Below are 26,621 nucleotides of genomic sequence, written 5' to 3' on the forward strand. Positions count from 1 at the left end.
TATTTACTATGTGAATATATTTAATGTTTTTATCGCGCACAGTGTTATCACAGTAATAAATGATTTGCATCAAAAATGCGCCTTTCAGCGCCACGTATTTTTGGGCAGCAAATTATAAAATCGCGTTTCAAAGTCAGTAACATGTTCTCTGTTCAGGCGATATGACTTTATGCCCGGACGACACGCCAGCCGCTTTACCCTTACGTTTAGTCGTGATACGTTAGATCACATGAACACGAAACGATCCAACGCTACGCAACGTCATCTCCGCTGGTGGCTGCCTTCCTGAAGGCGGCACGGATCACTATCCCTCTTTAAGTAGCCGCCGAAAGGCGGCTACTGTGTTTCGGGACGTCTTTCGGCTTTACAGTAAGCATAAAGGAGTCCTTAATGAACACCCTTCCCATCATTCTGACTGGCGATCGCCCCACCGGCTCGTTGCACCTCGGCCATTATGTCGGTTCACTGCGCCAGCGCGTCGCGCTACAGCAGGATCACCAACAGTATGTCCTGATTGCCGACCTGCAGGGACTCACCGATAACGGCAGTAATCCGCAAAAAATCCGCGATAATATTCCGCAAGTGTTAGCTGACTATCTGGCCGTCGGCATCGATCCCGCGCTGACGACGATCTGCCTGCAATCCGCGTTACCCGCCCTCGCCGAATTAACGGTGCTGTATATGAATATCGTTACCGTCGCCCGAGTGGAGCGTAATCCTACGGTAAAAAATGAGATTGCCCAAAAAGGCTTTACCCGTTCCCTGCCGGTCGGGTTCATGGCGTATCCCATTAGCCAGGCGGCAGATATCACCGCCTTTAAGGCCGAAATGGTACCGGTTGGCGACGACCAATTGCCCATGATTGAGCAAACGAATGAGATCGTTCATAAGATGAATAGTCTTTTCTCCTCGCCGGTATTGCGACCCTGTCAGGCGCTCCTGAGCGATACGGGCCGTCTGCCAGGCATTGACGGCAGCGCCAAGATGTCGAAATCGCTCGGCAATACCCTGCTTCTTTCCGCCAGCGAAGAGACCATCCACCTTGCGGTCAGCGCGATGTACACCGATCCCAATCATTTAAAAATTAGCGATCCGGGAAAAATAGAAGGTAACGTCGTCTTTACGTGGCTGGATGCGTTCCATCCGGATAAAACCAAAGTCGCGGCGATGAAAGCACATTATCAACAAGGCGGATTAGGCGACCGTGTCTGTAAAAATGAGCTGGAGACCTGCCTGCAAGAACTGATCGCGCCCATACGCGAACGACGGGCAACCTTTATTGCAGATAAGGGAATGCTAATGGAATTGCTGAAAAAAGGTAGCGAGCGGGCCCATGAGGTCACTCAAAAGACGTTACAGGAAGTAAAACGTGGACTGGGCCTGCCCACGCTATTCCAGGTATAATCAGGCATCAACGTTGTCCAGCGGCCATGACTCAAACAGATAGCCATCAAAGTAGATGTCATCAACATTGGAAAACTCCAGCAGACGCTGCTTCACGTTTTCCAGGTGCTGCCACATCGCCAGCTTCGCTGCGCGGGCGTCTTTCTTAATTAACGCCGCGAGGATCTGCTTATGATCGACCAGCCACTCCTTACGGTAAAGCGTATCGCCCAGATGGCTATGAAGCTGGAGCCACATCGGATTATTTTCACGCCATTGCCAGGACTGACGGAAGAGCTCTACCAACATACTGTTATGGGTCGCTTCGGCAATGGCCAGATGAAACTGCATATCGCCGCTTTCTGAGCCGCCCGGCGCGCTGGAGGCGAGCTCTCGCTCTTCCAGTTGTAACGCCTGGCGCATTTTAATGATGTCCTCGCGGGTGGCCTGCAGAGCGGCAAATTCAGCGATATTGCTTTCCAGCAACTGACGCGCCTGCAACAGTTCAAACGGCCCGGCGTCATTACAGTGATTGACGTCAGCGCCTTCCATCTCGTTATTAACCGCGCTGTCGAGCACGTAGATCCCGGCGCCGCGGCGGACTTCAACCAGACCTTTAATTTCCAGCATGATCAGCGCTTCACGCACGACGGTACGCGTCACATTGAGCCTCTCAGCGATCTCTCTTTCCGGCGGCAAGCGCTCCCCGGGGCGGTACGGCGTCTGAACAATCAGATCCCGTATCATTGCGCCCACTTCCTGGTAAGGTCTTTGCTGAGAAGTGTTTGATTTCATATTGGTTGTGCCCGTCCGATGCGATTTCCCGGTATCAGACTATAGCATTTGTAAAGAGGGATAGCACGCGTAGCACACCAAAAACGCGAAACTGGTCAACCAACAAAACAATAATGCGCCCCGTTTCGTTAGTGAAGCCAGATAAAAGGAAAGGCAGTAGACAATACACAACTGATGTTCCATCTTTAGCCCTGATGCCTGAATATGAACAGCATATTGGTTTACCAATATAAAATTTATCAACCAAAAATCAGGCCATAAAATGTGTCTGTACATTGACAGGAACAATGCCTCTGACATAGCGTGATCGGCGAAAATCCAGCCGCTCTCTTTGTATCAAGAACGCGTTATGATAAAAGACACCGTGTTTTTCGCCCCAGGCGTATCCGGGGGAAGCAACGCCTCCAGTTTGTCGAGCCGCCATCGCCGGGCAGCGATTATTCTGCATGAAATTTATGGTATTAACGCTCATATCCAACGCGCAGGCCATGAATGGATGACGCGCGGATTCGACATCTATATTCCCGCGCTGTTTCCTCACCATACCCCCTTTCGCTATGAACAGCAGGAGGAGGCTTACCGTCACTTTTCAGCAAATGTCGGCTTTGATCCCGCCGTCGTTACCACGTTACTCCACGATCTCAGAACGCAGTATGAGACGTTAATCGTCGTAGGATATAGCGTCGGCGCAACGCTCGCATGGCTAAGTGCAGCCAGTGGGTTATGCGATGGCGTCATTTGCTATTACGGTTCCCGTATACGCCAGTACCTTCATCTTGCGCCTCTCTGTCCGGCACTGGTTATTATCGCGCGTTATGAGCCGGCGTTTGATCCCCTCGCCATGCGACAGACGCTGGAAAAGCGCCCCCGGGTGCAGTGTAAAATGTACGATGCGCGGCACGGGTTCTGTGATGCTGATAGCGCCACCTTTGATGCCGCCTTATCTCATCAGGTAATGGACGATGTGAGCGCATTTATTCGCGACATCACCTGTGCAAACACATCGCCCGATTTTCAGCTTTAGTGGAGACTTTTTTCAACGAGCTGTTCCAGTTTTTTCAAAGCCTGTATATCTGCGGCATCAAGACCATAACGTTGCAGCGTTTCAGCGGGATGATAACTGACTAACGTTCGCCCATCGGCTTGCTGGCTAATGAGCACCCGAAACGGTAAATCCAGCGCCAGTTCGGGATGCGCCAGCATGAGAGGCGTTCCGCCTTTAGGATTGCCAAAGACCAGAACCGTTGTCGGCGGCATTTTCAGGTTAACATTCTGTGCCGCTCTGGCATGATCAAATTCCCCAAATAACACCAGACCGTGATCGGCGACAGCGTGCATCAACCGCGCTCGGGTCTGCAAATAGTCATAAGCGCTGTAGGTTTTAACCATGGTTATCGCTCCATCCTCTGTTGCAAAGCCAGGCCTTATTAAGATTAACATCAGGGTTACCGCCAATAAAAAAGGCTTTAAAATAGTGCTCATTCTTCTCTCTCCCTGACCCAATACCCATGAGTAAATGCGACACAGATGATATGCAGTTTAAAAATCAGTCATCGTACTGTACCCCTTATTATTGCACTGAACAGCTCATCACTAAAAAAACAGACGGCAGAACAAAAAATTCCGACGTCTGAACAAATTCAAATAACGATGATGCAGTCTGACTGAGCGACAGCGCGATCATTATTATGGCGCGACACCATCTTCTTCAGCCCGCTGGGTAAGAAAGAATATACTCCGCTCAGTAAGATAATAAATACTACAGGCCAACTCTTCAGAGATACGGAGCATCATTGCGTAGTGATGATGCGATTTTTCTGGCGCCATCGGCAGAAATATTTCTGACTCCAGCACGTTACTTAAAAAATGAAATTTATGTGCATATTCAGCAGATATAACGCCTCTCGCCATCAGATTAGTCATTAAGGTATTTAAACTATCTTGTTCATGATATACGATACCTTTTCTCTCATGAATTCTGAGAAGAACGCTTCTGAAGACTGCATGACATTCCTTTACGACACAGGCAAAATCATTAAGCATCAGGCGATTATACGCTTCCATAAGATCATATTCGACAAAGCCATACTCTCCAGGAGAGTACAAATAATAACATATGTTTTTAAGCCGTTTTATTCTGCGCAGCCTTACAATTCTACCATTTTCATATCGATATTTTAAACTATGCTCATGAAATATATTATTTAATTCACTAATCGCCTTATCCGGTTCTAACCCAAGCGTAACTTCATAGGTTCGAAGGTAGGTATCTATATAGTTAAAAGCAAGCTCAATGGTATCAATATGCTTTCTTTTATCATCTGTTTTTAATAACAGATTACTCATTTCATCCAGATATGACGTTGAATGCGCATATAAGGTGAATAAGCCATACTCTTTGCGCAACGTTTTACATATTCTTCGATAAACTTCGTCAGAATGACTATTATGATAGCAGTATAATGTCATATCATAAAAAGAGGAGCAATTTCCTAGCGTATTGATAATCAATAAGATTATTTGCTCGCGTATTTCTAACGGAATATCTTCATATAACAGATCGCTATGCCTTAGTGAGTATGGTCTAAAGGTGTGCATTCCTCCTCCTGTAACCGCAACAGAAAAAAATACGCTATGAATAGCGTCACATTACTCTAATTCAGTGGTTCAGGTATTAATATCAGCTCAACAGTGAGTCATTTTTTCTTATTTTTTAATGGTGTTGAGTGAATATTTACATTAAATATAAATGATAAGCAAAGTAAAGAGGCTTGCGTAATTATGATGCTACTGACAAAGAGACCAGGGTCTTCGTATCGGATGAAACGTGAGATCCCATTAATGAATGGGATCTATTTTATTATTACTTCCTGTCAACCCACTTTTTCAACTACAAAATTATCCTGACGAACAAAATCAATAAGCAGTTCTATAGTCCCTAACCCCCATTGATTCGATATAGCAATACGCTCACCGGACGGCAACTCAATCAACGCATCTTCCTGCATATGATATCTGTTTTTCCTTTTTTCAGGGATCTGCTCAACCAGTGCTACTGTTCTTTTCTGTAAGTCTTCACTCAATTTATTCTTGAGATCATCTATATTCGCAGGATTATGTTTATTAATCCAGTCAGTGAAAAGTTCAAGTGCAAGCTTCCGTTTATTGAAGGTTTTTCCTTTATATTTATATAAGGAATAATCCCTCTCCGACTTTTGACTGCTAATAATTTGTTCCGTGCGTTTCTCTCTGAATCTGACCTGATATTCTTCCAGTTCAGGGACTGGTATTATTTGTTCAGCATTAATCAGCACTTCACCCTTAAAGTTGTAAGGCGTTAAGCGAACACAGCGAATATCGACACCTTTATCTCTTAGCCATATTGCGGTTGTCGTTAATTCTTTACTGAAATCCGCTGATGCCAGAACGATGCGAATATCTTTACCAAAATCAGCGAGTTCGTTTTCTTCTAACTCCACAAAATCCAGTAACTTCTCTTTTGCATTCTCATCGATCCCATGCTTCCAAAGATATGCCTGATAATATTCGCATGCTTTCGCAAAACTCATCGTTGAAATCATTGCCGCATACCTTAGCGCCTGCAGTTCCATATGCGCGCCGATTTCATCACGTTTCAGTTCAATGACAACCAAATTGGCCTGCTTGTCAATCGCTAATAAATCAATCCTCCGCCGACTATCCTCCCAATCAGAGAATTCTTCGGATATGACAAGGCAGCCCGGCGCGACAATATCAATATTCTTCTTGATAGCCTCCTGAAGATCATAGCGTTCCTGCAGCCTTTCGATGGTGAAAGATGTTTTTTCAAGGGTAGTCAGTATTTTCTCAGAGATATTGTATAGCGCCACATTATATTCCTTTTGTTTACTCTACAGATAATTGTAACCCATCGCCCTTTGTCATTCTGCTGGCTTGCGCAAAGAATCCATACAATATCATCACTGGTGCGAAAATCTGGATTATCCATGGCATTCAGCCTTCACTGAATGCCACAGACAAGGGTTATTCAACTAAAGCTCACCTGTCCCTTAGTCCTTCTTTCATTCCGTTGCGTCGTTGCCATACCAGCACACTTAAACGTAAGGTGAGCTTATTGTTTTTATCGACGGGTCAGAACAATCCTTCGCCGGTCATACAGTGTTTCAACTGAGAGCTGCAAATCATATTTTGCATTCTTCAGTTTTCGCGATTTAAGCATTTTCACCGTGACGCCACTTATTTGCCCTGTTTCAATCCGTCTCTTGATTTCGGCTGCGCTTAACAGGAGTTGCTTCTTCAAAATCGACAGCAGGCTGACCTGAAAAGAACGGGAAATCCTGACGCTAACACTGACCTGCTTGTGGGAGGCGATACTGACCAGCCACCGTTCCTGAATGTGAAAATCAGGCTGCCCCGATAATTCAGCATTGTTTCGCTTCAGGATCGCGTTGTCATAAGCAAAATATTGCACCGTGGCAGCATCATTCGCCATCAGTCGGCCATAAAGATCGCGGTTAATTTTGCTGACTGGCAGACGCGAGAACAGGGAGATATTCCAGGTGTAATCGCAGTGTGTGCATTTATAGATACTCCAGACATCGAGTACCTTCTTTTGCGAATTAACCCGAAATGCCCCAGAAGGCGTGAAGTCCCGTTTTACGCTGCATGAAGGGCAACGTTTCGCTATGCGCTGATACCCCACAGGAGTGACAGTCCATATGACTTTCATAACGTACCTTTTTTAACCCATACAAAACCGGATCCGAACTCAGCGGACCATAAATGTTTATGTATGAAAAATATTTAAGTGATATTTTTCAGTGGGTTAAAAAAAAGATTTCCAACGCAACAACCCTGTCAATGGCTAAAAAGATACGTCGAGACTATCAAAGCGGCCATTATCGGGTATATGAGTTTAATCAATATTCATTATGGTAATTGTGTGATCTATCCAACTGACTTACTAAACGCATGATCCTCCCTTTGAGATCACACTTTTCACTCCCGGTTATTCACTTACAGAAATCAGGTGTTATCATTCACGACGTAAATACCTTTCAACTCAACCCGAGGCTTTGATGCTGGAGAATGTCATCATCTGATAATCAGTTCCCCGACCTTTTCAGGCCGGACTGATTATCAATGTGCCGAAATCGAATGCGGACACCGCAGTGTGTTTGCACGTTTTGCCTATGATGATTAAACAGGTTCTTCAGTATGAATTTATCCCGTCAGGAACAACGTACCTTACACGTTCTCGCCAAAGGCGGACGCATTATGCACATCCGCGATGCGTCAGGCCGCGTCACCGCCGTTGAGTGCTATAGCCGCGAAGGGCTGTTGCTCGCCGATTGCACGCTCGCTGTATTCAAAAAACTCAAAACCAAAAAGCTGATCAAATCCGTTAACGGTCAGCCCTACCGCATTAATACAACCGGACTGAACAACGTTCGCGCCCAGCCTGACAATCGCTAAGGAGATGATGATGGATATCAGCGCCGTTATTTTTGCAACGCATCGCATTCGGCTATTACCCGATGAAGGCAAAATCCCCTGGGACGAGCCAGCCTTCAGCCAACGCATGCTGGAAAATCATCTGTCACAGGACCACGACTGGGCCAGCCGCCGGCTAACTGTGATTGAGCAACAGGTAACATGGATTACCCGTCAGTTACCCGCTGGCGCCCGCATTCTGGATCTCGGCTGTGGACCCGGTTTTTATACCCGCCTGTTAGCGGAGCGTGGGTTTCACTGCACAGGCGTAGATTTCTCTCCGGCATCCATCACATGGGCTCGCCAGCAGGCGCAAGCCGCAAACCTGAATATTGACTACATTCAGCAGGATATTCGTACATACCACCCCACGGAACCTTTCGATTTCATTATGATGACGTTTGGGGAACTGAATGTCTTTAGCGCTGCGGATGCGCAAAGCCTCATCAGTCATTGCGCGCAGTGGTTGAAACCGGACGGCAAACTGCTTGTTGAAGTGCATACCTTTGATGAAGTTAAACGCCAGGGCATGGCGCAGCCAGGCTGGCAGCGTTGTCCGCACGGCCTGTTTCTTGCCATGCCTCATCTGCTGTTAACGGAAAATGCCTGGGATGAAGAGGCCCAAACCAGCTCAACGCAGTTCTGGGCGATAGCGGAAAACGGCTGTACCACCCGTTTCGGCAGTCAAATGAAGGCCTGGCGCGATGATGAATATATCAGCCTGCTTGGTGATGCTGGCTTCACTGTGTTGCAGCGCCCGGACAGTCACACCTGGCCGGTCGGCGAGACTTTTGCAGGCAAGCTGTTTGCGCTGCTGGCTGAAAAAGCCCCTCCCGCTGAGGGAATAGCCCTCAGTAAAAGGAATAACCCAATGGATATCCCACGTATTTTTACCATTAGCGAAAGCGAACACCGTATCCATAATCCGTTTACAGCGGAAAAGTACGCCACGCTGGGCCATGCGTTACGCATGAAACCAGGCACACGGATTCTCGATCTCGGTAGCGGTTCGGGTGAGATGCTCTGCACCTGGGCTCGCGATTACGGTGTTACAGGTACTGGCATTGACATAAGCCCGCTCTTCACCACACAGGCAAAACAACGTGCAGAAGAGCTCGGCGTCAGTGAATACGTACATTTTATTCATAACGACGCGGCCGGTTATATCGACGAGGAAAAATATGACGTGGCGGCCTGCGTAGGCGCCACCTGGATTGCGGACGGTGTCGCGGGGACAATAGATCTGCTGGCCAAAAGCCTCAAACCTGGCGGGATCATTCTCATCGGTGAACCGTACTGGCGTCGGATCCCCGCAACGGAAGAGATCGCCCACGCCTGTGGCGTCTCATCCGTCGCCGATTTTCGCCCCCTGCCCGAGCTGGTCGCCTTTTTCGACCAACTCGGCTATGACGTAGTGGAAATGGTGCTGGCAGACCCGCAAGGCTGGGACAGATATGAAGCCGCGAAGTGGATGACCATGCGCCGCTGGCTGGAGGAAAACCCTAACGATGAGTTTGCGCAAGAGGTTCGAACAGAACTGACGGTAGCCCCCAAACGTCACGTCACCTGGACGCGAGAATACTTTGGCTGGGGCGTATTTGCGTTAATCGCGCGATAACGTGAAGCAGGAGGTATAGCCTACAAGAGGTATACCTCCGTTTAAAAGTATGCAACAAATTAACGCGGCTCAAGGCGGGAATATATCGTCTTAGAGACTATCCCACCAGGCGTTATTGGCGCAGCCAGTTTGGACACGGACAGCGCGCAAAAACCGGAGCGTACACGTAGTACGTGAGGATTTTGAGCACTGCCCAGGTCCAAAATGGCAAGTAAAATAGCCCTAATGGGATAGGCTCTTAATTTCGCCATTAAGTTTCTGCCACAATATGTCGCAAGACGTGCAAGCGTTCCACCTCACCTGATGAGCGACACCACCATCAATAAGACGTTATTGCTGCAATTCAATTATTAAAAATAAAAAAAAAGAACCAGAAGAAAATTAAAAAATGACTTACCCACCATATTAGCCATTGTTAAAATCAAAGTCCCCCCCGTAAAAGCTGGATGTTTTTATTTCTCATAGACGAGAATTTATATATTATGATATAATGCGGCAGAAAAACATGCAGGTTATTAACCTGCCATTAATGTAAATAATTTTTTGAGGAGATGTTTCCAGTGGGACGTAAATGGGCAAATATTGTTGCTAAAAAAACGGCTAAAGACGGTGCAACGTCTAAAGTATATGCAAAATTTGGTGTAGAAATCTATGCTGCGGCTAAACAAGGTGAACCAGACCCGGAATCAAACTCAGCTTTAAAATTCGTTATTGAACGTGCGAAACAAGCACAGGTTCCAAAACATGTTATTGATAAAGCCATTGATAAAGCCAAAGGTGGCGGAGATGAAACGTTCGTGCAAGGGCGTTATGAAGGCTTTGGACCCAATGGTTCAATGGTTATCGCTGAAACGTTGACGTCTAATGTTAACCGTACGATTGCTAATATCCGCACAATTTTCAATAAAAAAGGCGGGAATATCGGAGCGGCAGGTGCTGTCAGCTATATGTTTGACAATACTGGAGTGATTGTATTTAAAGGAACAGACCCTGACCATATTTTTGAAATTTTGCTTGATGCTGAAGTTGATGTTCGTGATGTAACCGAAGAAGAAGGAAACATCGTTATTTATACTGAAGCTACAGACCTGCATAAAGGAATTGCAGCGCTAAAAGCAGCTGGAATTACTGAATTTTCAACAACAGAATTAGAAATGATTGCCCAATCAGAAGTTGAACTTTCACCAGAAGATTTAGAAATCTTTGAAGGACTTGTTGATGCCCTTGAAGATGATGATGATGTGCAAAAAGTATATCATAACGTTGCAAACCTCTAATTATAAATTAAACAAATCTGTCTCTATGGCAGATTTGTTTAATTTATAAAGCTGTTATAAAAAAGTCTATCTGGCCAGATATATAGATCTTTAAATTTATGTGTCTTATCACGACCTGATCTGACACATAGCTTTGAAAGATTGAGAGTTACCGGTTTTGATATAGTGTCGAATCCTTATATAAAACATGAGGTAATTTTCATGTTTCATACGACGAATCCCGTCAGCAAGCTAAGCAAAAGCCAGCAATATCGGGCTACTTACAATCTCCCTGTGCTCTTTAAGGCACCGCCCTTATAAATTCTGCTTGCGCTCGTAATGGTTCATCTGGCGCTCTACGCGTCGCTTGACTACAGGTGTGACTCCACCAGCGCGCTACAGACCATAGTGCGAGAACCGTGGCCGATTACTTTGATGCCTTTGATGTGGAGCTATTTTTTACAGATAACGTATACCCCACTCAAAATACTCCCCCAGATCAATGCCCTCCTCTGAACACCTCCCTCTTGTGCCATTCCACAAACCGTTCACCCGGATAATTTTCTTTCATCTGCGGCAACGCGATCTCTTTCCCCGCAAAATCCCAGAACAGCCGCTGTACCACACCGCCACCATTCACCGCGTCGGAAACCACCACGCGCATATTTTCATCCAGGCCAATCGAACCACGATCGAACGCTTTATGATGAATTGCGCACAATGCCAGGCCATTAGGTACTTCACAAGGGCCATGGTTCTGCTTCCATCTGATATGGGCAGCTTCCAGAGCAATTGGCGCATTGTCGTGGCGCATGTTGAAGCCGCAGATCGCGCACTGATAATTGTAAGCACGTAGCACCATCTGGCGGAACTTCGGATCGCGTTGACGGAGAGAGGTGCGAATATCAAAACCCATCTCGTCAGCGATGTCTTCCTGAATACTGGTCGGAAAATGCGCCTCAAGGAGCTGCTGCGCCAGCGCGTCGATTAGCTTACGTTTTTTTGTTACCAGCGCGAAATTGACGGCATCAAACCCACCAGCAACATTATATTCAATGAGTTCACGTTTAGGTGGCTGGCGGCTACCGCTGGTTGAGCAGAATTCTGCGTTTTGCAATTCCCAGAAACCATCGCCCTTCAGACGCCAGAACGGCATATCCGGGCGCTGTTCACGGCGCTGTGGCCCATAGCGCTCCAGCAAATCCAGCAATTGCTCATGAATTTCAGAACCATAATCAAATAGACGATCGTGCCCCTGCCGATAGTGCGAGAGGACATATAACAGCAATAACGGCTTATGCGGCGCTCGCTGTTCGCCTTTGCGCCAAATAGTAATATTTGATATCGCTTGCTTTAGGGTTTTGTCAGAGGTCATTACGTTGAAGAATTCATGAGCACATAGTTGCGATGATGCTCGCAACTATATGTACATTCAAGACATTATTGCAGACATACTTTTTGTCTATCGGCTCTGTACTAACAGTTAGCATTCTGATAACAATGGAAAAAACACAGCGCTCAACCGAGAAAGGTAGGTAACTTCTGGATTTCAGGCATAAAAAAGATCTCAGTTGAGGTCCATTTACATGCTCCTGGTGCGAAGGCCGGACTCGCACATCGATACTATCCTTATGATCTTCAGACATTAAAAATTACCACAAAGGTCATGATACCATCAGTCCCTATTGGTGTTAATCGAACATTTTTCATAAAAAATATTCGATTCATTCTAAAACGAAATGATTACAGCCTTACCTTAATAGTGAGACAAGGTGGGGCATTGTCTCTGTACATCATACTTAAAAAATTGTATCTTTGTGCACAAAAAATTCATTACCCCCCTGCAAGTATTATCACTTTATAATAAGGATATGTAGATGGCATTTATGAATTTAGGATTATTAAAAACCTTAAACGCAACATCAGGTGCATTTTCCATTGTTACGAACAGAGAAGCTACCGGTGATCGAAGTATTACATTAGATCGCTATGAAAAAGAAGTAATGGCAGAAAAATATGATTTAACAAGAATTGTTAGAAAAGGATCATACATTGAGGAAACAAGATCAGTACGATTAAAATTCATCACTTTCACTGACTATCAATTAAATAATTTTGAATATAACGATATCCCTATCGTCTATCCTAAAGAAAGTGGAAACGAAATTAGGCTATATATGCAAGGCAGATTAAGATTCCAAGGAAATACAAATGATGTATTCCTTATATTTAATAGGCAGGAGAATGATGTACCTATTATAGGTTTCTTATCACCGTTACAATGGAATCAACTGCTAAGGCAGGCAGAGAAAAATTTTATACTATATGAGCAAGATCATGATGACGACGTTTATCTTAAGAATATAGTGCTTCAACAAGCAGGTCAGGCAGTTCCATTTAGTAGTTACAGATTCCAACGCAACGATTCCTTAGCACTACAAGCATTAGAAAATGCAAATTTTAAATGTGAATATAATCCACATCACACTACTTTCATTTCACCGATTACACAGAAAAGCTTTATGGAAGCACACCATTTAATTCCTCTTGCATTCCAAAGGAATTATATACATTCTTTGGATAATATTGGCAACATTTACTCACTATGCCCTATCTGCCATAAAGCTATTCACTATGGAGATAGTCAGACGAAAAGAATAATTTTGGAAAAACTTTATTACTCACGAAATGTGTTTTTTGAAAATCAGTTAGGGACTGATTTCGGTAAGTTATGTTTCTATTATGGAATATAATTTTAGATAATTTTTATCATACCATCTGAAAGCTTATGTTCGAGCTTTCAGATGGTAAAGAAGAAAGTACAGCTATTAAGCAACTTTATTTTTTTCTTCCATCAAATCTGTCGCTCTATTCAGAGCGGTAATCATGTTTCCTGCTACAGCTTCTATGACTTTTACGCAAACAGAATTACCGAATTGCTTATAAATTTGCCCATGAGAAACTGCATCTATAATAAATTCTTCTGGGAACCCTTGAAGCCTTGCACACTCTCTTGGAGTCAATTTCCTAGGGTTTTTCCCGAGAGATGCTTGATCAATTAGAATCTCAGAACCATCTTTATAATAACGGGCACTAATGGTATTTACGTAAGAACTATTCTCATTGAAGAGTGAATACCCGAAACCATTCCCTTTATTTTTGTGCTCTTCTTTTCTTTTTTTATGACCAATCCATAACTTATCGGAAATAGTGTAGAAATCTTTTCCATGAACTTTTTCAAGCTCATTTAATTCCTTTCTTGTAAGAAGGATATCACCTAAGCGAGTTTTTTCTTTAGGAGCTTCAGGCCAAGAAAATAGTTTATCAAAATCAACATCTTTAAAATAATCTCTATCAAATCCTACGATGAAGATTCGCTCTCTATTTTGAGGTACACCAAAATCAGCAGCGCGCAAAACTTTATAATCAACCCAGTAATTTAAACGTTGTGATAAGGCGCTTCGTGCATCATTACTCATTGGTATATCAGTGGGTATATCTTGCGCATTTTTACCTTGTAATATATTGATAATTGTCTTTAAAGTATCACCTTTATTGTGTCCCTGTAATTGTTTTACATTTTCTAAAAGGAATGCTTTTGGTCTCTTACCTGCAAGTATTCTTTGTATTTCAAAAAACATTGTTCCACGGGTATCGCTAAATCCTTGTTTCAGTCCTGCCTGAGAAAAGGCTTGGCAAGGGAAACCACCTAGGAGAACATCGTGATCTGGGATATCTGAATTTTTAATTTGTGTGATATCACCATCAGGCATTTCCCCATAATTAGCAAAATAGGTTTTTTGTGCGAATTTATCCCATTCAGATGTAAAAACACAATGACCTCCCAATTGCTGGAAAGGTAAACGTATACCGCCAATACCAGCAAATAAATCTATGAAAGTAAATGTACTATTTTCAATAGATTCTTGTTTAAATGGAGAGTTTTCAGTGTTTGTGTTCATGACATCTTCCAGTTTAATAATCTGATTCCAGTAATTGAGTGTAGGCTCATGTTCGCCAGACTCCCACCCTCTAACGGTACGTTCTCCAGAAGACCCCATACCTAAGATTTGAGCAAAGGCTGAGCATCCAATCCCCATCCTTTTTCTCAACTCCTTGATGTAGTATGCTCTATCTATTGTCATTAGCCTATGGTTGTCCATACTTATCCGGTTTCTTTCCGGGCAATGATAGCGCTGTACAAAAACACATGCAATGGAAAATTTTATGTACAAAAAAAACATTAATGATTTTATTATTGATTGCTCAAACCTATCAAGTTCAATGTCTGTCAGCTATAGTCAGGTAGCACCGAGTTTTGTATTTTCAAATACTGGCAGAAGAAATAGTGTTAAATTTTTTTCAATAACTCTACCTCAACTAATTTCAGTTTTAAAAGATATTGAATCAAACATAGATAAATTTATTAATTTTAATACATATAACGAATCTACATGGCGTAATTTATTTGAATTAAATATAAAAGACGCAGTTGTCAATACGCTATCTACAACACAAACACTACCGCTTTTTTCCTTGATCAATAAAGTTATCACTATTGCTAATAATGATAGTAAAGATTACTCAGAAAAAACAATGCAAATAAGTAAAGAGGCTCTTACGAATACAATAAACTATCTTGAAACACAGATACCTGATAATAATCAGTATATATTAGAATTATCTAAATATAGTGAACACTCAACATTCATCGAATCAGTCAACAAAATTTTTTATGGAGCCCCAGGGACTGGTAAAAGTCATCGAATTAATGAGATATTAGGCTCATCAAAATATATAAGAACCGTTTTTTATCCAGACATGCTCTATTCAGACTTTGTCGGGAGTTTGAGACCAAGAACAATCGAAGATAGCGAAAAAAATAAAAAAGTAATATATGAGTATCGAGCAGGGCCATTTTTAAGAGCTTTGATACTTGCCTTAAACTCAAAAGACGAACAGGTTTATTTAGTAATTGAAGAAATAAACAGAGCTTCTGCTTCTGCTGTATTTGGTGAATTATTTCAGTTATTAGATCGCAACGAATTTGGCGAAAGTAAATATGAAATCGATATAAATGATCCTGATATGTTGGATTATATAAATGAAAGAGTGAATGACAAACTATTAAGTTTAAGAATCCCCCAGAACCTCTCAATCTTAGCAACCATGAATAGTAGTGATCAAGCTGTAATGCCTATGGATACAGCATTTAAACGCCGTTGGCAATTCGAGTATATGCTCATCGATTATAGTAATGCTACTAAAGGTGAAATACCAATAAACATATATAATGAAGATGCTAATATAGAAACAATAAATATTACTTGGGGTAATTTTTCGAAGATACTTAACGATGAATTGAAAGAGCTAAATGTGCCTGAAGATAGATTACTTGGACATCGTTTCCTTGATGATAATGAGCTAAAGACAAAAGAAAAAGCCACTGAAACAGTCGCTGGTAAGTTATTAGTCTATCTTTGGGACGATGTGTTACGACATGGAAAAAAAAGCCTTATATTTCGTACAGAAGAATTTAAAACATTTGGTGAATTGCATAATGCATTTTTATCTGGAAAACCAATTTTTAATGATACAATTGAAGAGAAGATTAAAAATTTCAATTTGTAGATTCGAATAAATATTTGGTGAAACCATGCTAATTTTTTATAGTGATAGATATAATACAAATAAGTTACCGACAGATTTAAGAGCTTTTTTGACCTCTAAAGGTGTGATTGTTGAAGATGACATTTTTATTCACTTTGTTGGATTGGTTTACTTCAAAGGTAAACCTTATATTTTCCTTCCAAGGAATAGCGATTTAAATAAGTTTCAACAATACTCGATTGCTGAAAAGGAAAAGATTGCAAGAGAATTAATGTCTTCTATTCATATGTATCAACAGTCGAAAAAAAATAGTATTGACAATAGAGACAATGGAGAAGGTTTTATAGGTGAAGAAAATCTCACTTTAATCATCTCTCTTTTGGATGATTTTAATCTCAACGGTTTATACAAACGAAGAAGTAAAAGAAAAATCTACAATGCAGGCAAGATTAATTGGAAGAAAACCATTCATAGTTTTCAACCCTATCCTTCTGATAACTCGCCGCTTTATCTTGAGTATGAGGGTGTTTCAAAGCGAACTGAATTCGACAGTGAGATCTCAAAAATTCATGCTGGAATTATTTATGACATAAGCAAAGATTTAGGATGGCTCACTTACTCGGAACCAGCGTATTATGAAAGTGTTTTAAACTCGATTGGTCGCTCTGAATTAAGCGAAGAAATTCAGATAGCTACCATCAAAAAAGAACTGGATACAATATATAGCGAAAGAGATATTTATCTGCTGAAATCAATCAGCAATTATCTTGAAAAAAACTCTGGATATAACAAGTCAAATATTATCATTGGTATCAAAGAGTTTCATGGAATGTGGGAAAGCATTCTCGGTTCAGTTTTAAATAACAGAATAAACATCAATAAAAAATTTGCAGCTCCTGTATACAAAATATCTAATAAATATATTCTAGCATCTTCAAGAGGTCAAAAGACGGATATAGTTCTTAAAATCAATGACTCATATTTTATTATTGACGCCAAATATTATAGAGCAAGCAATGCTAATAACGCCCCTAGCTTGCCTGATATCATCAAGCAATTTTATTATGTTAAGTCTATGAGTTTGATTGAAAAAGAAGCTGTTGAAATTTTTAGTGTTTTTGTTTTCCCTGGCGGGAATGGAAATATAGAGTCAATTCATATGGCTTTAAAAGACACATCAACCAAACTTGACCAAATAAATTTACTTGATGAACACTATCCACCTATATTTTGTTTATATAAAGATCCTATTAGTTTAATACATTTATATGCGAACGGAAAAAAAACGAATCTCGATTTTCTTAAAGGATTACGTAAGTAGAAAATGTGAATTAGATCCTACAAAAAAAAATAGATTGCTTTTGTATTACAATCTATAATAGTTATGAGCGTTATATTAAGGGTAGTATTGTATGAAAATGCAACCAAAGCTAATTAAGAAAGTCAAATAATTTTCCCCTAGCCCAAATTCAGTACAGTGCTAAATCAGAGATCTTCGTCTTTCCGGAGACTTCGGATAAATTCAGTCGGAGTCATGTCATTTAATGATGAATGCGTTCTCTCATGATTGTATTCCCTGCGCCAGTTGCCGAGTTTTTCCTGCGCATCTTCCAGTGACAGGAACCAGTGAATGTTCAGGCATTCATCCCGCAGACTGCCGTTAAATGATTCAATAAACGGGTTATCTGTCGCCTTTCCGGGGCGTGAGAAGTCCATTGTGACGCCGTGTTTATACGCCCATTTATCCAGACGGATAAACTCGCTGCCTTTATCCGTCTGGATACGTACCGGCAACCGCTTATCCGGCACCCGCAGTGCCTCCATTATTCTGACCACATCCTCGCCTTTTAACGATTTTCCGGCATGGATCGCCAGGCATTCCCGACTAAAATTATCCACTACAGTCAGCGCCCGAAAACGCCGCCTGTTAAACAGATTATCTGACACAAAATCCATACTCCGGCACTGATCGACATGCGTCAGGACCGGGCGCTGCTGACGGCGTGCTGCACTGACATGTCTGCGGGGCGTTTTCTGCGCAGGTTCAGGCCTTACGGACAATAAATCCGGTGGGTTTTCTTGTGGTTAACAGGCCATCCCTCCCGGCGCAACTGAATATGAATACGCAGGGTTATCGCCCGATCGTCACGCTGGCTCTGCCAGTGGTAAACGGTTCTGCTCTGCATCAGCAACCCGCATCCCCGCCGGACGCTGATACGGTAAGCCTCCAGCAAAAATGTCACCGCCTGGCGCTTCTGAGCCGGCCTCAGAACTTTTGCTTCAGTACCTCCTGCAGCATCTCCTTGTCGAGACTCAGCTCAGCGACCAGCTTCTTCAGTCGCTGATTCTCATCCTCCAGTTGCCGCAGACGCCGCAGTTCCGTCACGCCCGGCCCGGCAAATTTTTTCTTTCAGTTAATGGGATGGACTACCTCCTCCCGCTGCGGTTAACTGTACGAAATGTGCTCACCAGGAGAATCACCATGAATATCGTATTTCTGGGTATTGATCTGGCTAAAAATTTTTTTCAGCTCTGCGGGTTAAACCAGGCCGGCAAACCGGTTTATACGAAACGCACTGGCCGAAAAGAATTGCTCCAGACGCTGGCAAATATTCCTGCATGTCTGATTGGGATCGAAGCGTCCACCGGGGCATTTTACTGGCAGCGTGAGTTTGAGAAACTGGGGCACAAAGTAAAGGTCATCAGTCCTCAGTATGTAAAACCCTTTGTCCGCGGGCAAAAAAATGATGGTAATGATGCACAGGCCATCGCAGTGGCTCTGATGCAACCGACAATGCAGTTCGTGCCGCCAAAAAGCCCTGAACAGCAGGATATCCAGGCTTTACACTGGGCAAGGCAGCGTATTGTCAATCACCGCACTGCTACAGTCTGTCAAATAAGAGGGCTGTTACTTGACCGGGGGATCCCCACTGGCAGTGCTGTCTCCAGAGCTCGCCGTGCTATTCCTCTTATCCTTGAAGATGCAGAAAACGGTCTAAGTTCCCGTATGCGCAGAACAATTGCCGAACTCTAAGATCTCTTTAACGATCTCGAGCGTCGGATCCATTTTTTTGATAAGGAAATTGAAACAGTATTCAGGCAATCAGAAGCCTGTCAGCGTATCGCCAAAGTTAAAGGCATTGGTCCTAAAACGGACACGGCCGTTGCTGCTGCTATTGGCAAAGGAACTGAATTTAAGAATGGTCGCCACTTTGCTGCATGGCTGGGTCTGGTTCCACGCCAGCATTCGAGTGGCGACAGGCAGGTGCTGATGAATATGACGAAAAAAAGGCGACAAGCATCTGCGGACACTTTTTATTCATGGTGCCCGCGCTGTCGTCAGGGTTGCCACGAATAACAATGATGGTCATATGAATCAGTGGGTTAACCAGTTAAAGGAACGGCGCGGATTTAATAAAACGACCGTGGCGGTCGCTAACAAAAACGCGAGAATAATCTGGTCGATGCTGAGAAATGAGACCGGGTATCAGGTAGTGTGAAATTAATCCCCTGCCAGCAAAAGTTGCAGCGTACTGAGAAATGATGACAGGTTGCACCTGCACAATCGGAACCTGATTTTTATACTGGCCTCAGAGGCCGTCCAGTTGTTGAGGCGATTGTGTGCGGATTACCCATTTGGGCACAGATTTTCCTGATGCCGGATAGATGTAAGCAACAACCCAAAACCAGATTCAGTACTTGCAAAACGGAGGTAGTCCATAGATGTAAAATGTGGCCTCAGAAATTCCCATCTTTCTGCAGACTTCCCCGACGCGGGTGCCGGTTTCAGCCTGTTTCAGGGCAAACGCGATTTGTTCTTCGGTATAATGGGTCTTTTTCATGACAATGCGCCTCTCTGTAAGATGGAAGAAAGACCAGAGACTTCAGTTTAGACTGGCACTGTTTACAGGGGGAAGGTCACTACCTCGGACAACTCAGGACGTAACAATCGCTGCAAGCATTGATTTTAAAGGAATATTTGGACTTTCTCGGATGGTCTTGGAAGTACTAATGGTGCCGAAGGCCGGACTCGAACCGGCACGTATTTCTACGGTTGATTTTGAATCAACTGCGTCTACCGATTTCGCCACTTCGGCACTGAAGAGGTATGCGGAAAACGTTGTGGATTATACCTGTCATACGCCGCCATGCAAGCACGAGCATACACCTGTATCGCTAAGTGCTGAAAATTTCAGCAGCGTTGAGTATTAAATAGAATAATCAGGCTACTTCCCGCCTTCTCCAGCAGATTAACGCCGGGCGTCCCTTGCCTCCATGCTCTACACTTTTCAGTCCAACACCACATTAAGGGAAGCACAATGACGATAATAAAAAGCTACGCCGCCAAAGAGGCGGGCGGCGAGCTCGAACTCTATGAATATGACGCGGGAGAACTCCAACCGGAAGATGTCGAGGTACGGGTCGACTACTGCGGGATCTGCCATTCCGATCTGTCGATGATCGACAATGAATGGGGGTTCTCTCAATACCCTCTGGTTGCCGGACATGAGGTCATCGGTCGGGTAGCCGCGCTCGGCAGCGCGGCACAGGATAAGGGGCTAAAAGTCGGCCAGCGCGTTGGAATCGGCTGGACGGCGCGCAGCTGCGGACACTGCGATGCCTGTATCAGCGGCAATCAAATTAATTGCCTGGAAGGCGCAGTGCCCACTATCCTCAATCGTGGCGGTTTTGCCGAGAAGCTTCGCGCAGGCTGGCAGTGGGTAATTCCTCTTCCGGAGAATATGGATATGGCGTCCGCAGGCCCGCTGTTATGTGGCGGCATTACGGTCTTTAAACCGCTATTGATGCACCATATTACTGCTACCAGCCGCGTTGGCGTCATCGGTATTGGCGGGCTGGGGCATATCGCCATAAAGCTGTTACATGCAATGGGCTGCGAAGTCACCGCGTTCAGCTCCAATCCATCGAAAGAGCAGGAAGTGCTGGCGATGGGGGCCAATAACGTGGTGAACAGCCGCGATCCGGAAGCGTTAAAAGCACTGGCGGGCCAGTTCGATCTCATTATTAACACGGTCAACGTCGATCTCGACTGGCAGCCCTACTTCGAAGCGCTGACCTATGGCGGCAACTTCCATACCGTTGGGGCGGTATTGAAGCCGCTGCCCGTACCGGCGTTTACATTAATTGCCGGCGATCGCAGTATCTCAGGCTCGGCAACCGGAACGCCATATGAACTTCGCAAACTGATGAAATTCGCCGGACGCAGCAAAGTCGCACCCACCACGGAACTGTTCGCAATGTCACAAATCAACGAAGCTATTCAGCACGTTCGCGACGGCAAAGCCCGCTATCGTGTAGTGCTAAAAGCTGACTTCTGACCGCCTGACTCAGCGCTTTGACAATGATCAGGAAGCGCTGAGTGCCTGACGAAAAGCCTGTACAGCCAGTCGGCACTGCTCCGTCACGTGCTCGATGTCATGATTAACATCGATACGCGCAATATCATGTTCATCGGCACAGGGTCGCTCCAGCGCATCAAACTGACTTTGCAGCAGGTCTGGCGGCATAAAATGCCCGGCACGACGCTGCATTCGCTGCAGAATGGTAGCGTAATCGCCATCCAGCCACAGGAAATGTACGTTAGGGCTACTCTTACGTAAAATATCGCGGTACTGTTTTTTTAATGACGAGCAGACAATAAATCCCGTCTCATTTTTTTTATAAAGACTGTATGAAGCGTCATTTAATCGTTCCAGCCAGGGTAAACGGTCTTCATCAGTTAACGGTATTCCCTGAGACATTTTATCAATGTTTTTCGCCGGATGGAGATCATCGCCGTCAATAAACTTCGCAGAAAATAATGTTGCAATCTTGCTGCCTATTAAAGACTTACCACTACCTGAAACACCCATTAAAATATAGCTTTCCCCAGCCATTTAAATACCTCTGAGTCATATTCCACTCCACAATATTACGCCTCTACGTTCGACAATTTCACGTTTTTTAATTTCCATAGAGAAGAACTCTAAGGCACATCACGTTATGCGTAACATTGTAGTGTAACAATTTTCCAGCGTGACATAAGTCACAAATAGTGACAAATAAAACCGCTTAAATGCGTTCAAGGTAACTACCTGACCAGTGAGGAATTTATGGAAGTAAAAACTCAATCCTGCGTTGTTGCGGGTAAGCGTGCTGTTGCCGTTACGGAACAAAATATTGAATGGAATAATAAAGGAACACTCGTACAAATTACCCGTGGCGGCATTTGTGGGTCTGACTTACATTATTATCAGGAAGGCAAAGTCGGCAATTTTACAGTAAAAGCGCCAATGATTTTAGGTCATGAAGTGATTGGCAAAATCGTTCATAGCGACTCAGATTTATTACGTGAAGGACAACCGGTAGCGATTAATCCATCGAAGCCTTGCGGTCATTGCAAATACTGCCTGCAGCATGAAGAAAACCACTGTACTGAAATGCGTTTCTTTGGCAGCGCCATGTATTTTCCGCATGTCGATGGCGGTTTTACCCGATTTAAAGCTGTCGATACCGCTCAGTGCATTCCCTGGCCGGAACAGGCGGACGAAAAAGCCATGGCCTTTGCCGAGCCGCTGGCGGTTGCCATTCATGCGGCTCATGAGGCGGGCGATCTGCAGGGCAAACGCGTCTTTATCTCCGGCGTTGGCCCTATTGGCTGCCTGATTGTTAGCGCGGTAAAAACGCTGGGCGCGGCGGAAGTGGTATGTGCCGATATCAGTACCCGTTCTCTCTCGCTGGCCCGGCAGATGGGCGCGGATACGCTGGTGAACCCACAGCATGATTCTCTCGATGGCTGGAAAGCAGAAAAAGGGTATTTCGATATCAGTTTTGAAGTTTCTGGGCATCCTTCCTCTATCTCAACGTGTCTGGAAGTCACACGGGCCAAAGGCGTGATGGTGCAGGTTGGCATGGGCGGCGCAGTTCCCAACTTCCCGATGATGATGGTAATAAGCAAAGAGATCTCGCTGAAAGGCTCTTTCCGTTTTACTACCGAATTTAATACTGCGGTTTCCTGGCTTGCCAACCGCGTTATCAATCCGCTGCCGTTACTGAGCGCGGAATATCCATTTACCGACCTGGAAGCGGCGCTGATCTTTGCCGGAGACAAAACACAGGCGGCAAAAGTTCAGCTCGTTTTCTGAGAAAGTAAAATAAGGGACACTATCATGAACGATCTTTTTTCACTGGCAGGTAAAAATATCCTTATCACCGGAGCCGCTCAGGGAATTGGTTATTTGCTGGCGACCGGTCTTGGTCGCTATGGCGCGCGCATTATTGTTAACGATATTACCCCGGAGCGCGCCGAAACAGCCGTGACGAAACTTCAGCAGGAAGGGATAAAGGCTATTGCCGCTCCCTTTAATGTCACTCATAAACAGGATATTGAAGCTGCGGTTGAACATATCGAAAAAGATATCGGCGTCATTGACGTCCTGATAAATAACGCCGGTATCCAGCGCCGTCATCCGTTTACTGAGTTTCCCGAACAGGAGTGGAATGACGTCATCGCCGTAAATCAGACCGCGGTTTTTCTCGTCTCTCAGGCCGTTACGCGCCGTATGGTGGCGCGTCAGGCAGGAAAAGTGATCAACATCTGTTCGATGCAAAGCGAGCTGGGCCGCGACACGATTACGCCATACGCCGCGTCGAAGGGTGCCGTGAAGATGCTGACTCGCGGCATGTGCGTGGAGCTGGCGCGTCATAATATCCAGGTCAACGGTATTGCGCCGGGGTACTTCAAAACGGAGATGACCAAAGCGCTGGTTGAAGATGAAGCCTTCACCTCCTGGCTATGCAAACGTACGCCTGCCGCACGCTGGGGCGATCCCCAGGAGCTTATTGGCGCAGCGGTGTTTCTCTCGTCAAAAGCCTCCGACTTTGTTAACGGACATCTGCTGTTTGTCGATGGCGGTATGCTGGTTGCCGTCTGACCAGGGAAATACGACGCAGCGCGTAAGCGCTGCTATTTTGGCGCTAATAAGAGAGACGAATATGCCATTAATAATTATTGCGGCAGGCGTTGCGCTGCTGTTGGTCTTAATGATTGGCTTTAAAGTTAACGGCTTTATCGCCCTTGTTCTGGTTGCCGCCGTGGTGGGATTTGCCGAAGGAATGGGCGCGCAAGACGTCCTGCACTCCATACAAAACGGAATTGGCGGTACTCTGGGCGGACTCGCCATGATCCTCGGTTTTGGCGCGATGCTGGGAAGATTAATTTCCGATACCGGCGCCGCGCAGCGCATTGCGACGACGCTCATTAATACGTTCGGCAAAAAACGCGTGCAATGGGCGCTGGTGATCACCGGGCTTATCGTCGGCCTGGCAATGTTTTTTGAAGTCGGATTCGTACTGCTGTTGCCGCTCGTTTTTACGATTGTGGCCTCATCGGGACTGCCATTGCTGTATGTCGGGGTTCCAATGGTCGCCGCCTTATCCGTTACGCACTGCTTCCTGCCGCCGCATCCCGGCCCTACCGCTATTGCGACAATTTTTGAGGCAAATCTCGGTACGACCCTGCTGTATGGGTTAATCATTACCATACCGACAGTGATTGTTGCCGGCCCTCTGTTTTCAAAATTGCTGGCGCGCTTTGAGAAAGCGCCGCCTGAAGGATTATTTAATCCTCACCTATTCAGTGAAGAGGAGATGCCGTCATTCTGGAACAGTATTTTTGCCGCCGTGATCCCGGTCATTCTGATGGCCATCGCAGCGGTATGTGAAATCACGCTGCCAAAAACGAATGCCGTGCGGGTTTTCTTCGAATTTATCGGTAATCCAGCAGTGGCGTTGTTTATTGCCATTATCATCGCCATTTTTACGCTGGGCCGACGCAATGGACGTACGGTTGAGCAGGTGATGGATATCGTCGGCGAGTCCATTGGCGCTATTGCGATGATTGTTTTTATCATCGCGGGCGGCGGCGCGTTTAAGCAAGTGCTGGTGGATAGCGGCGTGGGCCAATATATCTCGCAATTAATGACCGGCACATCGCTATCTCCGTTATTAATGTGCTGGACGGTAGCCGCCGTGCTGCGTATTGCGTTAGGTTCCGCGACCGTGGCCGCGATAACCACAGCGGGCGTCGTATTGCCGATTATTAACGTAACCCACGCCGATCCGGCGTTAATGGTACTGGCGACAGGCGCGGGAAGCGTTATTGCATCACATGTTAACGATCCCGGTTTTTGGCTATTTAAAGGGTATTTTAATCTTAGCGTCGGGGAAACCCTACGCACCTGGACCGTTATGGAAACATTGATTTCTGTCATGGGATTGCTGGGCGTACTGGCGCTGAATGCGGTTCTGCATTAATTCATCATCCGCAGCCCAATTAACCATGGGGGCGACGTTCCCGCCCCCGGTACTGGAGAAAACATGAGGAATCACAGAATTTCTTTGCAGGATATCGCTACGCTTGCAGGCGTGACAAAAATGACGGTGAGCCGTTACATCCGCTCGCCGAAAAAAGTCGCCAGGGAAACCGGCGAGCGTATTGCGCAGATCATGGAGGAAATTAACTACATACCAAATCGCGCGCCAGCTATGCTGTTAAACGCGCAAAGTTACACTCTGGGCGTGCTGATCCCCTCTTTTCAGAACCAGTTGTTTGCCGACATTCTTGCCGGGATTGAATCCGTAACGTCGGGTCATAACTACCAAACTCTCATTGCGAATTACAATTACAATCGCGATTCGGAAGAAGAGTCCGTTATCAATTTACTGTCTTACAATATCGACGGCATTATTCTTTCAGAAAAATATCATACCCTCAGAACCGTCAAATTCCTGCGCTCAGCAACCCTTCCGATTGTAGAACTCATGGACATCCAGGGCGATCGCTTAGATATGGAGGTGGGGTTTGATAACCGTCAGGCCGCCTTTGATATGGTCAGCACCATGCTGGATAAACGCCAGCGGCGAAAAATCCTCTATCTGGGTTCAAAAGACGATATCCGAGATGAGCAGCGTTATCACGGCTACTGCGATGCGATGACGCGCCGGGGGCTGGCGCCGTTGCGCATCAATCCCCGCGCTATCTCCTCTATCCATCTGGGGATACAGCTAATGCGTGATGCGCTTACTGCGCACCCGGACGTGGATGGCGTCTTTTGTACAAATGACGATATCGCAATGGGCGCTCTACTGTGGTGCCGCGAGCGTCAACTGGCCGTACCGGAGCAGATCTCCATCGCCGGCTTCCACGGCCTGGAGATGGGCAGGCAAATGATACCGAGCCTCGCCAGCGTAATTACCCCTCGTTTTGAGATCGGGCGCAGAGCCGCGCAGATGTTGCTCAACAAAATTAAAAATAACGATCTCAACCATAATACGATTGATTTGGGTTATCAGATTTATCACGGCAGCACGTTATAAATTTTTTGATCTACTTTTTCCCGCAGCTTGCCTGAGCTTAACGCGTAGCCAAAAGCGCCACGCGTCAGGTTACGCACTACATCATTCGA

The 26,621-nt window shown here is 45.1% G+C and carries 21 protein-coding genes, 1 tRNA gene and 3 pseudogenes; 14 read left to right on the plus strand and 11 right to left on the minus strand.

What is annotated here, in order from left to right; all coding sequences use genetic code 11:
* Positions 1–390: 390 nt before the first annotated feature.
* On the plus strand, positions 391–1,404 hold the full coding sequence (trpS, locus tag NA330_RS09545) for a tryptophan--tRNA ligase (protein ID WP_023241840.1): 1,014 nt from the start codon (positions 391–393) through the stop codon (positions 1,402–1,404).
* Here trpS and uxuR read toward each other — a convergent pair whose 3' ends face one another.
* The gene (gene uxuR, locus NA330_RS09550; protein WP_017441743.1) at positions 1,405–2,178 is read right to left on the minus strand and encodes a Uxu operon transcriptional regulator; all 774 of its coding nucleotides are present in this window, start codon (positions 2,176–2,178) and stop codon (positions 1,405–1,407) included. It abuts the gene before it with no gap.
* Positions 2,179–2,527: 349 nt separating this feature from the next.
* Here uxuR and NA330_RS09555 point away from each other — a divergent pair, with 349 nt between their 5' ends.
* Entirely contained in the window at positions 2,528–3,202 is a 675-nt protein-coding gene (locus tag NA330_RS09555; protein WP_023241841.1) for a dienelactone hydrolase family protein, read from the plus strand.
* On the opposite strand, the gene NA330_RS09560 is transcribed toward NA330_RS09555, so the two are convergent.
* The 4 genes from NA330_RS09560 to NA330_RS09575 form a co-directional block, all read right to left on the minus strand.
* Entirely contained in the window at positions 3,199–3,660 is a 462-nt protein-coding gene (locus tag NA330_RS09560; RefSeq protein WP_001654330.1) for a DUF302 domain-containing protein, read from the minus strand. The two genes, NA330_RS09555 and NA330_RS09560, sit on opposite strands and share 4 nt — an antisense overlap.
* A gap of 204 nt (positions 3,661–3,864) precedes the next feature.
* On the minus strand, positions 3,865–4,776 hold the full coding sequence (locus NA330_RS09565) for an STM4504/CBY_0614 family protein (protein ID WP_023221008.1): 912 nt from the start codon (positions 4,774–4,776) through the stop codon (positions 3,865–3,867).
* Positions 4,777–5,051: 275 nt separating this feature from the next.
* Entirely contained in the window at positions 5,052–6,047 is a 996-nt protein-coding gene (locus NA330_RS09570) for a membrane protein (RefSeq protein WP_001240360.1), read from the minus strand.
* 251 nt (positions 6,048–6,298) lie between these two features.
* Positions 6,299–6,907, minus strand: coding sequence for a DUF1062 domain-containing protein (locus NA330_RS09575; protein ID WP_000864866.1), 609 nt, complete (start codon positions 6,905–6,907; stop codon positions 6,299–6,301).
* Between the two features lie 488 nt (positions 6,908–7,395).
* Here NA330_RS09575 and NA330_RS09580 point away from each other — a divergent pair, with 488 nt between their 5' ends.
* The 3 genes from NA330_RS09580 to NA330_RS09590 all read left to right on the plus strand — a co-directional run bounded on the left by NA330_RS09580 (position 7,396) and on the right by NA330_RS09590 (position 10,566).
* On the plus strand, positions 7,396–7,653 hold the full coding sequence (locus tag NA330_RS09580) for a YjhX family toxin (RefSeq protein WP_023241842.1): 258 nt from the start codon (positions 7,396–7,398) through the stop codon (positions 7,651–7,653).
* Positions 7,654–7,657: 4 nt separating this feature from the next.
* A complete protein-coding gene (locus NA330_RS09585; protein WP_077943748.1) occupies positions 7,658–9,289 on the plus strand; it encodes a class I SAM-dependent methyltransferase in 1,632 nt (543 codons plus the stop codon).
* A 560-nt stretch (positions 9,290–9,849) separates the two neighbouring features.
* Positions 9,850–10,566, plus strand: a complete 717-nt coding sequence (locus NA330_RS09590; RefSeq protein WP_000532939.1) for a YebC/PmpR family DNA-binding transcriptional regulator — start codon at positions 9,850–9,852, stop codon at positions 10,564–10,566.
* A gap of 478 nt (positions 10,567–11,044) precedes the next feature.
* Here the strand turns inward: NA330_RS09590 and NA330_RS09595 are convergent, their stop codons facing one another.
* Positions 11,045–11,920 carry a phosphorothioated DNA-binding restriction endonuclease gene (locus NA330_RS09595; protein ID WP_023241844.1) on the minus strand — a complete coding sequence of 292 codons (876 nt, stop codon included), beginning with the start codon at positions 11,918–11,920 and terminating at the stop codon, positions 11,045–11,047.
* Positions 11,921–12,422: 502 nt separating this feature from the next.
* Here NA330_RS09595 and NA330_RS09600 point away from each other — a divergent pair.
* Complete coding sequence (locus tag NA330_RS09600; protein WP_023241845.1) at positions 12,423–13,298, plus strand: HNH endonuclease; 876 nt, start codon at positions 12,423–12,425, stop codon at positions 13,296–13,298.
* A gap of 75 nt (positions 13,299–13,373) precedes the next feature.
* Here NA330_RS09600 and dcm read toward each other — a convergent pair whose 3' ends face one another.
* Positions 13,374–14,708: a DNA (cytosine-5-)-methyltransferase gene (gene dcm / locus NA330_RS09605; RefSeq protein ID WP_023241846.1), complete on the minus strand. Its 1,335-nt coding sequence runs from the start codon at positions 14,706–14,708 to the stop codon at positions 13,374–13,376.
* 64 nt (positions 14,709–14,772) lie between these two features.
* On the opposite strand from dcm, the gene NA330_RS09610 reads away from it, so the two are divergent.
* Together NA330_RS09610 and NA330_RS09615 are read left to right on the plus strand one after the other, a co-directional pair.
* Entirely contained in the window at positions 14,773–16,176 is a 1,404-nt protein-coding gene (locus tag NA330_RS09610) for an AAA family ATPase (protein WP_001589281.1), read from the plus strand.
* Between the two features lie 25 nt (positions 16,177–16,201).
* Positions 16,202–17,476 (plus strand): LlaJI family restriction endonuclease, encoded by a 1,275-nt coding sequence (locus NA330_RS09615; protein ID WP_023241847.1) that lies wholly within the window; start codon positions 16,202–16,204, stop codon positions 17,474–17,476.
* Positions 17,477–17,640: 164 nt separating this feature from the next.
* Here NA330_RS09615 and NA330_RS09620 read toward each other — a convergent pair.
* Positions 17,641–18,565 (minus strand): annotated as a pseudogene (locus tag NA330_RS09620) (IS3 family transposase); the annotation flags it as partial.
* Positions 18,566–18,637: 72 nt separating this feature from the next.
* On the opposite strand from NA330_RS09620, the pseudogene NA330_RS09625 reads away from it, so the two are divergent.
* Positions 18,638–19,655: pseudogene (locus NA330_RS09625) on the plus strand (IS110 family transposase).
* A gap of 225 nt (positions 19,656–19,880) precedes the next feature.
* Here the strand turns inward: NA330_RS09625 and NA330_RS09630 are convergent.
* Both NA330_RS09630 and NA330_RS09635 read right to left on the minus strand, forming a co-directional pair.
* Positions 19,881–19,997 (minus strand): annotated as a pseudogene (locus tag NA330_RS09630) (transposase); the annotation flags it as partial.
* Positions 19,998–20,167: 170 nt separating this feature from the next.
* A tRNA-Leu gene (locus NA330_RS09635) sits at positions 20,168–20,252 on the minus strand.
* Positions 20,253–20,474: 222 nt separating this feature from the next.
* Here NA330_RS09635 and ahr point away from each other — a divergent pair.
* Positions 20,475–21,494, plus strand: coding sequence for an NADPH-dependent aldehyde reductase Ahr (gene ahr, locus NA330_RS09640; RefSeq protein ID WP_000152558.1), 1,020 nt, complete (start codon positions 20,475–20,477; stop codon positions 21,492–21,494).
* A 27-nt stretch (positions 21,495–21,521) separates the two neighbouring features.
* Here the strand turns inward: ahr and idnK are convergent, their stop codons facing one another.
* A complete protein-coding gene (gene idnK / locus NA330_RS09645; RefSeq protein WP_000896756.1) occupies positions 21,522–22,052 on the minus strand; it encodes a gluconokinase in 531 nt (176 codons plus the stop codon).
* Positions 22,053–22,268: 216 nt separating this feature from the next.
* Here idnK and idnD point away from each other — a divergent pair, with 216 nt between their 5' ends.
* The 4 genes from idnD to idnR all read left to right on the plus strand — a co-directional run bounded on the left by idnD (position 22,269) and on the right by idnR (position 26,532).
* Positions 22,269–23,300, plus strand: coding sequence for an L-idonate 5-dehydrogenase (gene idnD, locus NA330_RS09650; RefSeq protein WP_000453354.1), 1,032 nt, complete (start codon positions 22,269–22,271; stop codon positions 23,298–23,300).
* A gap of 24 nt (positions 23,301–23,324) precedes the next feature.
* Positions 23,325–24,089, plus strand: a complete 765-nt coding sequence (gene idnO, locus NA330_RS09655; protein ID WP_000998688.1) for a gluconate 5-dehydrogenase — start codon at positions 23,325–23,327, stop codon at positions 24,087–24,089.
* A 61-nt stretch (positions 24,090–24,150) separates the two neighbouring features.
* Positions 24,151–25,470: a gnt-II system L-idonate transporter gene (gene idnT, locus NA330_RS09660; protein WP_001128356.1), complete on the plus strand. Its 1,320-nt coding sequence runs from the start codon at positions 24,151–24,153 to the stop codon at positions 25,468–25,470.
* Positions 25,471–25,533: 63 nt separating this feature from the next.
* A complete protein-coding gene (idnR, locus tag NA330_RS09665) occupies positions 25,534–26,532 on the plus strand; it encodes a DNA-binding transcriptional regulator IdnR (RefSeq protein ID WP_001244065.1) in 999 nt (332 codons plus the stop codon).
* Positions 26,533–26,621: the final 89 nt, after the last annotated feature.

The sequence above is a fragment of the Salmonella sp. NW722 genome (assembly GCF_051702785.1).
GTDB classification, from domain to species: domain Bacteria; phylum Pseudomonadota; class Gammaproteobacteria; order Enterobacterales; family Enterobacteriaceae; genus Salmonella; species Salmonella enterica.